9 protein-coding genes are annotated in these 15,630 nt (G+C 44.6%); 6 read left to right on the top strand and 3 right to left on the bottom strand.

Annotation, left to right across the window (positions count from 1 at the left end; genetic code table 11):
* Positions 1–17: 17 nt before the first annotated feature.
* Positions 18–1,475: a circularly permuted type 2 ATP-grasp protein gene (locus tag ASG85_RS16555; protein ID WP_060647009.1), complete on the bottom strand. Its 1,458-nt coding sequence runs from the start codon at positions 1,473–1,475 to the stop codon at positions 18–20.
* A 359-nt stretch (positions 1,476–1,834) separates the two neighbouring features.
* Here ASG85_RS16555 and ASG85_RS16550 point away from each other — a divergent pair, with 359 nt between their 5' ends.
* Both ASG85_RS16550 and ASG85_RS16545 read left to right on the top strand, forming a co-directional pair.
* A complete protein-coding gene (locus ASG85_RS16550; RefSeq protein ID WP_060647007.1) occupies positions 1,835–4,042 on the top strand; it encodes a methyl-accepting chemotaxis protein in 2,208 nt (735 codons plus the stop codon).
* A 133-nt stretch (positions 4,043–4,175) separates the two neighbouring features.
* Positions 4,176–4,706, top strand: coding sequence for a hemerythrin domain-containing protein (locus ASG85_RS16545; RefSeq protein ID WP_060647004.1), 531 nt, complete (start codon positions 4,176–4,178; stop codon positions 4,704–4,706).
* Positions 4,707–5,767: 1,061 nt separating this feature from the next.
* On the opposite strand, the gene ASG85_RS16540 is transcribed toward ASG85_RS16545, so the two are convergent.
* Both ASG85_RS16540 and ASG85_RS16535 read right to left on the bottom strand, forming a co-directional pair.
* Complete coding sequence (locus ASG85_RS16540; RefSeq protein WP_060647003.1) at positions 5,768–6,673, bottom strand: rhodanese-related sulfurtransferase; 906 nt, start codon at positions 6,671–6,673, stop codon at positions 5,768–5,770.
* Positions 6,674–6,757: 84 nt separating this feature from the next.
* Positions 6,758–10,513: a response regulator gene (locus ASG85_RS16535; protein ID WP_060647001.1), complete on the bottom strand. Its 3,756-nt coding sequence runs from the start codon at positions 10,511–10,513 to the stop codon at positions 6,758–6,760.
* 73 nt (positions 10,514–10,586) lie between these two features.
* Between ASG85_RS16535 and ASG85_RS16530 the strand changes: the two genes are divergently transcribed.
* From ASG85_RS16530 to ASG85_RS16515, 4 genes are all read left to right on the top strand, one after another.
* Positions 10,587–11,240, top strand: coding sequence for a methyl-accepting chemotaxis protein (locus tag ASG85_RS16530; RefSeq protein ID WP_082588106.1), 654 nt, complete (start codon positions 10,587–10,589; stop codon positions 11,238–11,240).
* Between the two features lie 106 nt (positions 11,241–11,346).
* Positions 11,347–12,480: a stalk domain-containing protein gene (locus ASG85_RS16525; RefSeq protein ID WP_060646997.1), complete on the top strand. Its 1,134-nt coding sequence runs from the start codon at positions 11,347–11,349 to the stop codon at positions 12,478–12,480.
* 574 nt (positions 12,481–13,054) lie between these two features.
* The gene (locus tag ASG85_RS16520) at positions 13,055–13,375 is read left to right on the top strand and encodes an SPW repeat domain-containing protein (RefSeq protein ID WP_057307146.1); all 321 of its coding nucleotides are present in this window, start codon (positions 13,055–13,057) and stop codon (positions 13,373–13,375) included.
* 90 nt (positions 13,376–13,465) lie between these two features.
* Positions 13,466–15,556, top strand: coding sequence for a class I SAM-dependent methyltransferase (locus ASG85_RS16515; RefSeq protein ID WP_060646995.1), 2,091 nt, complete (start codon positions 13,466–13,468; stop codon positions 15,554–15,556).
* Positions 15,557–15,630: the final 74 nt, after the last annotated feature.

Raw genomic sequence — 15,630 nt, 5'->3', positions numbered from 1 at the left:
AATCAATATTTGATTCTCTATGAATGAGTGACCCAAGTGTCCTTACATCCCCCGCCTTGTGAGGAGTTCACGACGAGTGAACCTTCTTTAAGCGCTACCCGCGTAAGTCCGCCAGGTATAACCTGAATGCTCTCGCCAGCGATGACGAAAGCCCGAAGATCGATATGCCGCGCAGCCATTTGGCCGTCCAACATGACAGGAGCTCTGGAAAGTTGGATCGTTGGTTGAGCGATATAACGATCGGGATTCGCTATAATTTTAAGCCGGAAATCAGCCAACTCACTCTCAGAGGCCGAAGGTCCAATGAGCATGCCGTAACCGCCGGAGAGCGATGTCTCTTTGACGACCATTTCATCTAGATGCTGCAGCACGTGATCGCGTTCTTCCGGTCTAGAAAGGATATAAGTAGGCACATTATTCAGGATAGGTTCTTCATTCAAATAGTAACGAATCATGTCTGGGACATAGGCATAAATGGCTTTGTCGTCGGCCACGCCAGTTCCAGGGGCATTCACGATGTTAATATTACCTGCACGATAGGCATTCATAATCCCCGCGACACCTAACATCGAGTTCGGATCAAAAGCGAGCGGATCCAAGAAATCGTCGTCAATTCTGCGATATAAGACATCGATTTGGCGGAGTCCCTTGATCCCGCGAATATATACCTTATGATCAATGACGACGAGATCGTGTCCTTCTACAAGCTGTATGCCCATTTGCTGCGCAAGGAACGTATGTTCGAAGTAGGCTGAATTGTAGCAACCTGGGGTGAGTAAGCCAATGACAGGATCGGATTTGCCCGAAGGGCTTAGCCGACGTAAAGCGGATAGAAACACATTTAAGCTATGCTCAATATCTTGGATCGAATGGCTAAAAACGAGCTCAGGGAATAAGTGCGTCATGATAGAACGGCTTTTGTACAAATAGGAGAAGCCTGAAGGTGATCTCAGATTATCCTCCAGAACGAAATATTCTCCATGCTCGTCGCGAATTAAATCGATACCTGATACGGTTACGTACACATCATTCGGGATGGATAGACGCATCATTTCAGGTCTGAAATAGCAGTTGGAAAGAACCATTTTCCTAGGGATAATACCATCCTTTAAGATGCATTGGTCATGATAAATATCCTTGAGAAATAGATTAAGCGCCTTAACGCGCTGCTGAAGCCCTCGTTCTAGCTTGAGCCATTCATCCCGAGGAATGATTCGTGGGATCGGATCGAAAGGGATGGTTCTTTCCAATGCTTCAGCTTGATCAGGACTGTAGAGTGTAAACGTAATTCCTTCTTCCATCATGCGTTTCATGGTGGCCGTTTGGCGCTTGCTCAAATTCCCCGCCTTCATGGACATGAACTGAAGGAATACATTTTGATAATGTGATCTTACCGAGTATGAATTCACAAACATCTCATCAAAAAAAGGACGGGGATCATAGGGGGTGGTGACCAGATTCTCAGGTTTGGACATCGCAGCTCCTGGTTTCTTAGCTATACTTCGAGTGGAAGTTACGTTAGAGGGCCCGAAGCAGAAACCAGGCCTCCTTTCTGATCTAAGTTCTTATTCTGTGTTAGAAAATATGACGCGGTTTGATGAAAGATTATTCGTTTTTCTTACATTGTAAATTTATCAGAAAATTATGTCAATATATCTTACGTATGAATTAACTGACATGAAATGCACAAATAGATCGAATGTATGATAGTTTCAAGAATTTTCTGTTTATATCTTGATTTACGTCGAAATCAGCTATAGAATGTCGAATAAGTAGATGTTATATAAAGTCACAATAAAGTCACATGTGTAATGTGAATATAGGGGGTTGGGGTATGTTTGATTGGCTTGGATTTCGAAAAGGTCTACCCTTGTGGTGGGCGTATCGCCTGAATCGTCACCTCAAGGAAGATGTGGAACATATTTTCGAAGGGATTGCGCATACGAGAATTGAAATTTTACGATGCTGGGTAGAGGCCTATTGGTCCAATCTGGATCGTCTGCTTGAGCAGCTCTCTGAATCAGAATCTGGACCTACTGGCTTGACAGACGATGGTTCGATGGTTCAACGGCTGCTGGCAGCTGCTTCAAAGAGCGGGGCCGATTTCTCGGAGATTTTCTTCGTAAATGATAAAGCAGAAGTGATATACTCCACGTCCCCCACTCATGTTGGGAAATCATATGATTCAGGAAGTGATCTTACAAAAGGGCTAGAGGAAACACGTAAAGGCAAGAAATGCTTATACGGACCTTATTCCGATCCCCTTACATTAAAGCTAGGTCCAAGCACTTCGCCGTTTCACGATGCTATGACACTTGCATTTATTACGCCTATAATGGTTAATGGAATATGGAAGGGGGCCATTTGCGGACGTGTCCCGAACGATGTGCTCGGCGATCTGATCCAGCGTGAATCAGGACATGTATATCCGGACTCCGGAGATAATTATTTATTTATGGCGAAGCCTGTGTTGAATAAACAGATTGCACCAGGCACAGCGTTATCTCGAAGCCGTTTTGAGGATCTTACTTTTACCCATGGTGACAATTTAAAAGATGGCGTCCGCACAGATTACGGCATTGTCGGTGTAAAGGAGCATACGGAGCTTGAGCTCATTTTTACGGATCCGGCAACGGGGCAGCTTCATCCGGGGGTTGCGGGAACGATTGCAAAGGGACACAATCTATTCGTGGAGTTCCCAGGTTATTCCGATTACCGGCATATTTCTGTCATTGGCAAGGGTGTTACCTTCCAGCTTGCGCATTGTCCTGATGTTTGGGGGATGATGTGTGAAGGCGATCTAGAGGAGGTATACCGAATTCGCAGTATCGACTGGAAATTGCTCAAGCTGCAGCTGCGGTTCATTGTAGGATATATATTACTGACAGCAGGCGGCTTTTGGCTGCTAAATGGACAAGTTTCTAGTGCATGGGGATCAGTAATAATGGCTGCTGCAAGCCTTGTGTATGGAGGAATAGGCGCAAGCTTTATAAGGAAAAAAGGCAGCAGGCCGATTGTAAGGCAGCTCGCGCAAATGAATAAGTTCATCCGCATTAACGCAGAGGGCAGCGGAGATTTGACACAGCGCCTGCATGTGCAGGAGTTCGCTGGCGATGAGACGCGGGAATTGGCGATGTGGATTAATAATATGATCGATTCCCTTGAGGGTATTATGCTGCAGGTGAAGCAAGCCGCCGCTGAAGTTCAACTAAGCCAGGAACGAATGAATGAATCAACGGGTTCAACAGAACAATCAACTGGACGAATGAGCACCAAGATTCATGATATGATTCGTTCACTGCGCGGTCAGCTCAAGGACATCGATGTTGCGAAGGATGTCACGCAGAATATGAGCGGGACACTGCGCGAATTGGAAGAGAAGGCTTCGGGTCAAATTGCTGTGGCGCAGGATGAAGTGGATCGTATTGGCGAAAAGATGAATCATATTTCTGCGAAAGTAGCGGAAACGAATCGTACCATTCAAACTTTTTTGCAAACGACGCAAGAAATCCCGAAGCTGCTCAAGGTTATCGAAGAGATTTCCGCTCAAACGAATCTGCTTTCCCTGAATGCTTCTATTGAAGCCGCGAGGGTAGGCGAGCACGGGAGGGGCTTCGCTGTTGTAGCCGGAGAGATTCGCAAGCTGGCTGATTTGACCAAGAAGTCGACAATGGAAATCAATGACACCATTGAGCATATTGAACGTCATTCGAATGAAGCCTTCGTTTCGATGGAAGAAGGCACCAGAGTTGTTCTGGAGGGGACGCAAATAGTAGCGGCGGCGTCTGAGATTCTCAGCAGTGCGAACGCGCACGACACCATGAAGACACAGGTGGTGGATGAAGTGGTGGCGCTGATGGAGAAGGTAGCGGCGGTAAGCATGGAGAACCGCCAAATATCGGCGGAGGTTGAGCGTACCGTGCAAGAGCTGCTGCAGGATATGCTTCACGTGCGCCAAACGACGGGGGATGTTGGCGCGATTACGGACTCACTGCTCCTGCTTGTAAATCAATTTCATTTAACGGAGAGCCGCATTCGATAACGGTTTGATTCTAAGACATTTCCTGCGCATGTTAGCTAACCCATCCTGCATACAATGATAATGCGGATTGGGTTAGCTTTTTACATGCTTTATGAAGTAAGTTTTCTAACGAAAACTCGAAGGAGGATGTCTAATGAATGACCGTTTGAGCATTCGAACGAATAGGGAGTACATGATGGATCCCTGCTATTTTCCAATGCTCGTAGAGCGTCTGAAGGAGGAGCATGTACAGATGCGCGAGCAGCTCTCCGAGATCCGAACGATGGCTGCTTCCTTGTACTCCCTCGAGGATTGCTCAATAGGAATGTGTAAGCTGATTGAACTTCAAGATCTGATTCTTTCCCTTGTTGAAGAGCTGGAACAGCATTCAGATTGGGAAGAAAAAGAACTATTTCCTCTTCTGCAATCTTATTTACAACCAACAACAGCACTGTCTGTCTCTCGTTCCATGACTGTACTGGAACAGGATCATGACTTGGCGAAAAGAGTTGTGCAAGCTTTCGTTGATGGTGTGAATGCGATGAAAGTGCCGATAGATGAGGAGTTTTTACATTTGATGGCATCGGAATTAATGACAGCTTGCTTAATACTGCTCAAACATTTCACCTTAGAAGAGGAGCTTGTGTATCCGCTCACCGATCGGATCGTGGAACAATTAGCCTAAGTACATAAAAAAGGGTCTTCTCAAGTCATTTGACTTGTAGAGGCCCTTTTTTTGTGCAGATAACGCGGTCGCTAGTTCGCTAGTTGACGAGATTTGTGCTATATCATCGCAAATAGAAGCTCTCAAAGGCTCTTATTCCGTTCCAATAGCCACTTTCATCGCAAATAGAAGCCTCCAAAGGCTCTTATTTCTCTGAGTAGCAAACTTTTCACCATTTCAACGACGAATAGAAGCCCCTAAAGGCTCTTATTCCGCTCGAATAGCCACTTTCGTCGCAAATAGAAGCTCCCAAAGGCTCCTATTTCTCTGAGTAGCAAGCTTTTTCACCGTTTCAGCGACAAATAAGAGCCCCTAAAGGCTCTTATTCTGCTCCATTAGCCACTTTCTTCGCAAATAAAAGCTTCCAAAGGCTCTTATTTCTCTGAGTAGCAAACTTTTCACCATTTCAACGACAAATAAGAGCCCCTAAAGGCTCTTATTCCGCTCCATTAGCCACTTTCATCGCAAATAGAAGCTCCCAAAGGCTCTTATTTCTCTAAGTAGCAAGCTTTTCACCATTTCAACGACAAATAAGAGCCCCTAAAGGCTCTTATTCCGCTCCATTAGCCACTTTCATCGCAAATAGAAGCTCCCATAGGCTCTTATTTCTTTGAGTAGCAAGCTTTTCACCCTATCAACGACAAATAAGAGCCCCCAAAGGCTCTTATTCCGCTCCATTAGCCACTTTCATCGCAAATAGAAGCTCTCAAAGTCTCTTATTTCTCTGAGTAGCAAACTTTTCACCATTTCAACGAATAAGAGCCCCTAAAGGCTCTTATTCCACTCCAATAGCCACTTTCTTCGCAAATAGTAGCTCTCAAAGTCTCTGATGTGTCTCAATTCCGGAACAAAACAACAAAATAGCGAATCGAAGTTCTTCCTGTACTCGAATTTAGGCGTTTTCGGCAAAATAGCGTACTCACGTTCCGCAAAAGCTGCTTCTCCCCCTGGTAGGTCGCTGTAACTTTGCACCTAAACAAATAACCCAAGGCAGCGCCTTAGGTTATTTGTTATCGATATGCTTAAGCCTCAAGCGTACTCATCGTTTTCTCTTCGCATTCCTTAGAACAGAAGCTATTATGCTTCTCTTCACAGGCTTCACAGCAGATATGCTTCAAGTGGCAAGCATCGTTGGCGCAGTTGATGTAGCGATCTTCAGCTGTTCCGCAGTGATAGCATTTACCTACGACGATATCTTCGTCTGTACGATTGATGGGGACTGAAATCCGCTCGTCGAAGACGTAGCATTTGCCATCGAATAAGCGGCCTTGAACATCTTCATCTTTCCCGTAGCTCACAATACCGCCATCCAGCTGATAAACCTCTTTGAAGCCTTCCTGTAAGAGGAATCCTGACAGCTTCTCACAGCGGATACCGCCGGTGCAATACGTGAGAATGGGTTTGTCCTTATATTCCTGGAGATTATTGCGAATCCATTCCGGGAATTCCTTCGTAGTCTCAACCTCTGGACGAATAGCGCCTCGGAAATGTCCGATATCGTACTCGTAATGGTTGCGTCCATCAAGGACGATGACATCTTCATGCTGGAGCTTCTCGTAGAATTCCTTCGGCTTCAGATGTGTGCCGGTTAGTTCGTTCGGATTCACGTCTTCTTCAAGTCGGAAAGTGACGAGTTCCTTTTTAGGACGAACAAATAACTTTTTGAAAGCATGCTGTTCACTTTCATCTATCTTGTAGATCATGTCTTTGAACAGCGGCATTTGACGCATCATCGCCATGTAAGCTTCGGTTTGCTCGACCGTTCCTGAAAGCGTCCCGTTAATGCCTTCGGGAGCGATAAGGATACGGCCTTTAATTCCGAGCTTTTTGCAATAAGCCAAATGTTCCTGTGCCAACGCTTCGTGATCTATTACAGTAACGAATTTATAATACAACAAAATGAGATATGGAGCGCCTTCTACTGTCATGATTAACTTAACCACCTATACGTATAAATTGCATGCTCAATCAGAAAAAGCATAAGCATATAGTGACATAAATCAGTGCATTTTTCAATCTAACAGCAATTTTTGGATGGAATGAAAAACTTCCTCCAGAGCTATGGCAACCGATTGAAGTTGGTTCTGGATCATGCTGGCATTTGATTCGTCGGGCCCAGCATGATGTTCTAACATTTCTTCTAGGGCAGTTGCCGCGGCGAATACCCGATTGGCTGACAGGTTGCTAGAAGAGCCGCGGAGTGCATGCAGCTGATTTATGGCTTCGGCATAGTCCCCTTTCTGAATCGCAAGGGTTAATTGCGCAACAATAGGAGCGGATTGACTATGAAATTTTCGCAGCATTTCGTGATAGATCTCGGTTTTTCCGCTAAGCCGTCCGAGTGCTTCTTCTATATCAAGTCCTGGGACAGCCATCCTATTCTTCTCGCTAAGAACAGCATCGACGGCTGCGAACAATCGGCTAGGAATGATAGGCTTGGAGATCACTTCGTTCATACCAGCGCGAATACAATCTAAACGCTTCTCCAAAGTAGAGTCCGCGGTTAAAGCAATAATAGGAATATGCATCCATTTAGGCTCAAGACGAATTCGTTTGGTTGTCTCAATGCCGTCCAGAACGGGCATATGGATATCCATTAGAATCAAGTCATAATCATTATTCTCTAAGTCATTTAATGCTTCGAAACCGTTGGAAGCCAATTGAACGTCACAATTCAACCTGCTTTCCAGCAGCGAACGAGCGACAGTCTGATTAATTTCGTTGTCTTCGACTAGCAGAATACGTTGAAATTTTGTCATTGTTTCCGCTGTTTGTGTGAAGTCTGTCGTAGATATGAGCTCCTTCTCGGCATGGGTGCCTGTTAGTGTTTGTAACGTTTGGTACAGTACGATCCGTGAGATCGGTTTGACCAGAATGGCATGCGGAGCCGATGGTGCAGGCAACTGCTCCAGGGCATCTCTGCCCGATAAGGTTGTGTAAATAATCGTTAAAATGTTCATTCGATTGCAGGCTTCAAGCATGCCCAGCCATACTTCCTCTCCGTACATATCAACAGCTTCCATATCAAGCAGGATCACATCTACGGGAATAACATCAATGGCATTCCTTGCTTCTTTCCAAGAATAAACGCCGGCCGCTTCTGTACACATGGATTGAAGGGTATGAGCAAGCACTTGGTTCAAACCAGGGTGATCTTCCACAATTAATGCGCGCAGCGGGAGGACTGCCTGAGACTTCATAGGTTGCAAGGACAACGAGAAAGGCAAGCTAATCCGGAATTCACTGCCGAGCTCTGGTTGGCTTGACACCTCGATGGTGCCGCCCATATTCTCAATGATGTTCTTGGAGATAACAAGACCGAGTCCCGTTCCTCCAAATTTCCGACTCGTTACTTCATCTACCTGAACAAATGGCTGGAAAAGCTTGGATAGGTGCTCTTCATCCATCCCGATGCCTGTATCGCTGACAGTAAAGCCAATTCTGACTTCTTCCTCACGGAGCTGTTCCACGTTAACACGCAGCATGACTGTTCCTTGCTCAGTAAATTTTATCGCATTGCTAGTTAGATTCAGCAAGACTTGATACATGCGTAGTGAATCCCCAATGAGTCCAAGCGGCACATTGTCATGGATATCACAAATAAAATCAACCGGCTTGTGGCCAAGCAGTACGCTAAGGGTTTCACAAACACGGTCAATGGTCTCATCCAACTGGAACGCATGATGTTCAATAGCTAGCTTGTCCACCTCGAGCTTCGAGAAGTCCAGAATGTCATTAATAATATTGGATAGGGACACCGAGGATCTCACTATTTTGCTTATATAATCCCTCTGAAGCGGTGACATGTGCGTTCGCTCCATCAAGTAGGAAAGTCCGACGATGCCATTTAAAGGTGTCCGAATTTCATGACTCATACGAGCCAGGAAAATTCCTTTAGCCAAATTGGCTTCATCCGCTTCTTGTTTCGCTCGAATGAGCTCCTCTTTGGAATGTACTTGGTCCGTAATATCTCGCGTAATGGCTGAGAAATATCGCTCTCCTTTGTCTGCGGGGAAGTGGGGCACGATGATAACGGAAATGAATATTTGCCGTTGTTCCTTCGTTAGGACCTCTGCTTCAAATTCCCAGAATCCTTCCCGAATAGCTGTGTTCAGACCCTCTTCAAAATTGATGTCATTCTGGATATCTACGTACTCACTGAAATGTTTGCCAACGGTTTGCTGTTTATCTAATCCAACGGTGCTCTTGCATGCTTGATTCATATAAAAAATAAAGCCTTTCTCATCAAATGAGAGAATGGAATCACGTGCGCTTTCTACAATCGTTAACAGCCTCTCCCTAAACTCATTGCTCTCCTTAATATCACTAATGTCTCGAGCGATGAATACGAACCCTTTCAGCTCGCCATTCGGATTTGTAATGCTGCTGACACTAACCTGAACGAAGAAACGAGTGCCATCTTTGTGATGCCAAATCCATTCAGAATCCTCTTTAAGGTGACGTAATGAACGAATCACGAGAGCTGTACAATCAGCTGGCACATATTCCCCAAGCTCTGATGAGTATTGCGCGGCTCTTTCTATCAGTTGTTCTTCATCCAACCACAGAAGGGGCGTTGCTTTCTTGTGAACTTCTGCTAAAGAATAGCCAAGAAGCTGTACAGCTCTACTGTTGAGATGATTAACGATAAAGGAAGGATCTGTCACGATCATGGCATATTGATTGTGATGAATAAAAGCTTCGAACGGCTCGAATAGTTCACGTAAGTTTTCTATCATGCCATTCACAGAATGGGCAAGAGCACCAAGCTCATCCTTGCTTTTGAAAATAAGCGGTTTTATGTAGAAATTACCCGCAGCGACGGATTCTGTGACATGGAGAATTTGCTTGATGCGTTTAATAATCAGTGTATTAGCGGTTAAGTAAATAAGGATAAAAATGACCACGGCCGTCATCACAATTAATCCGATGGTCGACCAAAGTAAGGGGCTCGTGGGAGCCTCGAATGCTGAAAGGGGCACGGAATAAGCGAGATACCAGTCTAATTTAGGTACACGCGCATAGAACCACCGAGCTTTTTGGCCACCGTTAAAAGATTCATCCAGAAAGCCTTCGTTCGTCTGCAGCGCATTTTGAAAGGCTGGCACAAGTGAAGGGTATTCGGTGAAAATATTAAGGTTCAAAATTAAAGGTGTATCGGTATGATACAGAACGAGTCCCTCATGATTCACGATAAGTATTTCGCCCTTCTCCAAAGGGGTATGAAGATGCTCGAAAAAGGTTTGTTCCGCATCAAGAGAGATGTTTATGATACTCGTCACTTCGTTTTTCTCATTGAAGACTGGTGCAGTAATAGAAATGATGTATTTGCCGGTTAATTTACCGATTTCAGGATCAGAGATGAATGTTTTCCCATTTAGAGCCTCTTGGAATCTTCGTTCCCCTGTTATATAAAGCGTTTGCCCGGAAGTAAGAGTCAAGTAGCCATTGAGATCTATAATTCCCATGGAATGATAGCGATTAGCGCCTGTTTTTAATTCTTGGGTCAAAAATTGGAGCCGCTCCTCAAGTGTCCCGTGCTTCATAACATCTACACGACTAATTAGCTCCACTTCTGCCAAACGAATGGATAAGAAATCGTATAAATTTTGTGCGGAATTGGTAACGGAAGTTATCGATTGCTCTTTCATTTGATGAATCAGTTTATCTTTCGAGAGCCGATAATTTGTAATCCCTACAACTGTTAAGGAAATACAAGTGATAAGAACAAGCAATGAGACAAGTTTGAAACGTAAAGATGATAACATGAGTACCTCCGTGCAAATGATAAACTGTTAGCAAATCTAACAATTTCACAATGAATGTAAGCTAAGAAATTTAATGAATAAAGTTTATGATGATTCAGCAGATGAATTGAGTATACATCATAGTTGGATCATTCATTCATTATTTGGGAGGAATTGGCACACGCGACTTACAGTGCGAACTAAAATATTTACGGTATTTGCGATCATCTTTCTGATGATTGGAGGGTTAAGCTGGACCGATATGAGTCGAATGGGCACGTTGAAGGAGAATACAGCTGTTGTAGCCAGTGAAGTTCGTAAGCTAGCGTCACAGACGGATGACTCTGTACGTGATATTTCCGAACTCATTTCGAACATTCAAAGAGATTCTGCACGGGCTGGTCAAGTTATGGATAAGGGGCTGTCAGAAGTGCAGGAAGGTCTTAAAGAGGTAGGGATTGCGGAGCTAGCATTCGGTCAAATCGTCAACGCTTCGCAAGAAGTAGCCAGCAAGATTCAAGAAACGGCTGCGGCGGCTCAGCAGATGGCTGCAAGCTCGGAAGAAGTTTCGGCAACCGTAGCTAGTGTAGGCTCTGTTGCGCAGCAAACTTCGGGGACCGCTCAGTCAGTAGCGGCTGCAACGGAAGAGCAGCTCGCGTCCACAGAAGAGATTACAGCTTCTGCTGAAAGCCTTGCTGGTATTGCTCAAGATTTGCATCAAGTTGTGAGTTCATTCCGAATTTCATAGAAGAATGTTAACGATCAGACTTTCTGGAACGTTGGCGCGTCTAGTTATCGTAAAGGTTAAATCAACCGAAAGATTACCACGATAACGAATGAGGAGTGAACATGAATTGAAAAAAAATCCGTTTAACATGTTGAAGCTTGGTGTAGTTGGATGTGTATTGCTGGTGGGAGTGAGTGGTGCCGTATTACCATTAACAGGTATGGCATCAGCGGAAACAGTTACCGTAGTTCCAATTCTTTCACCCGTTGCATCGGAGACAACTTCTTCAGCTCAAGTGAAAGAAATCGAGCTTACCTCTAAAACGCAGGATCTAAAAACCAATATTAAAGTGCCGCAGCTTTCAGGTATGTTGGATACGAAATATCAAGAGCAAACGAATGACTTCATTTTATCCCAAGCAAACAAAGATTTGGCGAATTGGGAGAAAGAGGCTGCGGAAGCCGCTGCTGATGCAAAAACGAATGGTTTCACATATCGCCCCTACGAGCTGACGATTAATTATGTATTGAAATCGGATGGTTCGAGCAATCCAGCGGGTGTTGTCTCACTTGAAGTTACAACGTATGCAGCTACAGGTGGTACAGGTATGCCGCGAGTTGATACGTATAATGTGCTAAATCGCGAACAAGGGCAGCGTGTTACTTTGCAGGATCTGCTTGGAGATAACTTCAAGGAGAATGTCAATGCCGGAATTCAGGCCAAAATCAATGAAAAACCTGAGAATTATTTCAAAGATGCATTTAAAGGCATCAGTGAAGAGCAAACCTTTTATGTGGAAAAAGGCGAAGCGGTCATTGTATTCCCGAAATATTCGATTGCGCCAGGCTCCACAGGCACTCCGGAATTCCGTTTTAACTTGCCTGAGAAATGGCATATGACACCTAATCCCGTTGCCCCTATCCCGGTAGAGAAAATGAAGCTAGATTTAGCGGCAAGCGACAGCCTAACCAATGCCGAAGGCGTGAATCTGCTGCCCTTACGCAAAGTGGCTGAAGGACTTGGCTACGAAGTGAAGTGGAATCAAGAGACATACGCTGCCGAATTGAATAAGGGTGCTGGGTGGACGAGTGTTACTGTGGGTCGAGACAGCTATTTCTATGCGAAAATGGCTCCGGTTACGCTAGGGACAGCTCCAGTTATTCTGAACGACATGCTATATGTACCTTTGAAATTCGTAACGGACATCCTGCGTGCGAATGTGAAAACGGGCGATGCAGGCGCCATTCATATCGAACAATAAGACATTTGAGTCCGTCGATTCATTCATTCATTAATTAATTCATTCATTCATCCATTCAAGTTCTGCATGGAATGTCTTAAATCGGAATCAATCGGCACATATGTTCACTTAACAGTTCATGGATGATTGAATCCAAATTCTTTTGTTTAATGTTGTTGTAAAAAGTGCAACAATTGTTGCCTAGAAACCGCCTCTCACCGTTCTTTGTCGCATTATGTACAACAATTCTGCCCGATACAGGCGATTTTGCAACAAATGAGCTCGAATTGTTGTACGAAATACAACTCCAAGTTGGAATAGCCTATTGGCTTACAAATTGTTGCAGAAATTACAACATTGTAAACCTCAACCTCAATACCGTAACTCATCAGAAAACAGCTCAATGACCCTAAAATCACCTTTTAGAGTCATGCCTACAGTGTCAAGGAAGCATCATGAATCAATCGAAAGTCCTCATTTAGCAACATTAGCCTCTAGCTGCCTATTTATTTGGGTGAGCTGGAGGCTTTTCCATTTCACCATACTGAAAGCGTTTGCATATACTATCTCGTAAAATAGGAGGTGGCAGTAGACGATGTATTTGAAAAACTTATTGTCCGCTTGTATGGGCCTTTGGTTTCTGGTGAGTCCCTGGGTGTTCGGCTTTGAAGCTCATACGAATGCACTTTATACCTGCGCGCTGCTAGGCAGCTTACAATTCGTGGCATCTCTGATGGCCCTAGGGAAAACCGGTAAAAAAGTTTGGCAAAATTGGCTTTGTTTTATTATTGGTGCTGTTTTTATTGTCGTTCCCAACGTATATCATTTGGATTTAATGGCCTTTTTTTCATTTGTCGTGTTGGGCTTTATGACCATACTGGTCAATTACGCCAATCTATATGCCGATCATCAATGAAGTAGTCGAATGCGGAAACGTGAGATTGCCACGAGGTTAGTTTATACTAGTCATATAGTGATAGGTAGGATGGGAGGATCATATACCGGCATGTTAAGTTCATTAGAATTAATAAAAAGGTATCGGGCAGGGGAAACAAATGCCGCAGACCAACCTAAATGGTTAACCTATATCGTTTCGGCGGAGGAGCGCATCGTTAACTTCGAGCGGATTCAGTCGATCCAGGAGCTGGCACAGGCGAACCCTGTGCTTGATTATGTTGAGCGGACATTACATATTTTGGACGGGCTAGCGTTGTCCTTTTGGAAGAAAGATTTACTAGAAGAGGTGTTGAGCTGGTCTGAAGTAGCGAAAGGCGGGACTTCAAGAGACCGTTTCATGTGGCAAGAAGCAGGTATTCATCTTTACGTCCATAACCTTGGTTCGGCCCAGCTGTACAAGCTCGATAAAGGAAATCCAAGCGAGAAGTCAACTGTCATACATACGTTAATCTACACTCATGGGCTAATTGGTCAAACCATCCGTGGCGAAGTACCGCTTAAAGAACATACACCGTTAATTCGTTTGATGATGGATAACTTGCTTTCAGCTGATGAATTAAGAGACTTGCTCTTGCCGCTGAATCAATGCATTATTGCAGGTGTTTCAGAAGAACTCTGGCAATCCGTTCGTAATGAAGTTGAGACAATGATTGAGCAGATCGTTTCCGATTCTTTGGAAAAAGAGCCTGCCATAAAGGATCGCCTTGCCAGACTGCGGGGAAACACGATTCAAAAAGGAGAAAATTTCGATGCCGAGTATGGGAAGCTGCTGAACGAAGTTCCATTAGATGCATTAACGGCATTTTTGGATGGTAGAACGCTGTGGTTCGTAGAAGCGGCCCTGCAAGAATTTTCTTTGGAGCAGTTGGTGAAAGTATTTCTGATTATCCAGGGTGGTCAAGAGGATTCCATTCAGCACATTAGCTTCGAACCTTTGATGAATACGATGTATTACGATTACAAGGGCAGCAAAAAGGTAAACGTGTATAAGAAGAGGATGATTGAGAAGTATTTGGGTGAGCTTTCTTGGAAGGATTTGATGAGGGATCCGTTGGAATTATCGCAAAAGTTCAAACCCGATGGTAAGTGGGGCAATGCCCATTTGAAGCACCTCATTGATCGAAAGCTGCAGCTCCCGGACACGATATTCTTTACCTTCCAATTTTCCCCTGCTGCTGAGAAACTGATTGATTTTTGTGTAGAAGCAGAGAAATCTCCTCTATATGAAAAGGCGGTTCTGCTACTGTTCGATCTGTTCGAATTGCGCAGAGATGCTTATGATCGGTTTCATAACGAGGAAGAGTACTTAGCCACGATGAACCAAACGGCTGACTATAAGAAGCTGATGCTTGATTACGTTGTAGGGAAGCGGGTTGTCGATATTGGACCTGGCGGCGGGGTTATGCTGGATCTCATTGAGCAGTATTTGCCGGACAAGCATCCGATTGGGATCGACATTTCGTCGAATGTCATTGAAGCGCTGGAACGCAAAAAGCAGCTGGAGGGGCATCGGTGGGACGTTATGAAGGGGGATGCACTTAATCTCAAACAGTATGTAGAGCCGGGCTCAATCGACACGGTTATTTTCTCTTCGATCCTGCACGAATTATATTCTTACATACCCTTTGGCGGAAAGAAATTCAACCATGCTACGGTTGCTGCAGCGCTGCGAAGCGCTTTTGATGTTCTCGCACCCGGAGGACGAATCGTTATCCGCGATGGTATTATGACGGAGCCTGCTGAGCAGAAACGGACCATTCAATTTCTGCAAGATGGGGCGATGGCTTGGCTGCAGCGGTATGCGAAGGATTTCGCAGGGCGAACGATTCAGTATGAGGTCGTAGCTAAGGATGAGGTCATCATGCCCGTGAATGATGCGATGGAATTCCTTTATACATATACGTGGGGAGAAGAAGCTTATGTGCATGAAGTACAGGAGCAATTCGGGTACTTTACTCCGAGCGAGTTTACTGCGTTCATCTTGGATACATTAGGTAATGAGGCCAAAATTGTGGAGAGCAAACACTTTCTACAGGAAGGGTATACGGACGCGTTGGCGGATAAAGTAAGGATCATGGATCAAGATGGAAACGTGGTTCCGCTGCCGGATAGCACGTGTTTGATTGTGATAGAGAAGTAAGCAGCAGACCGGCCGATGAATGCCTATTGCAAAAGAATTTTAATTATGTCATAATGAAATTATCAAATTGACAA

It is taken from the genome of Paenibacillus sp. Soil724D2 (assembly GCF_001427935.1).
Lineage (GTDB): Bacteria > Bacillota > Bacilli > Paenibacillales > NBRC-103111 > Paenibacillus_E.
Note: the sequence above shows the minus strand (reverse complement) of the source record. Positions and strands in the feature narration are given on the sequence as shown.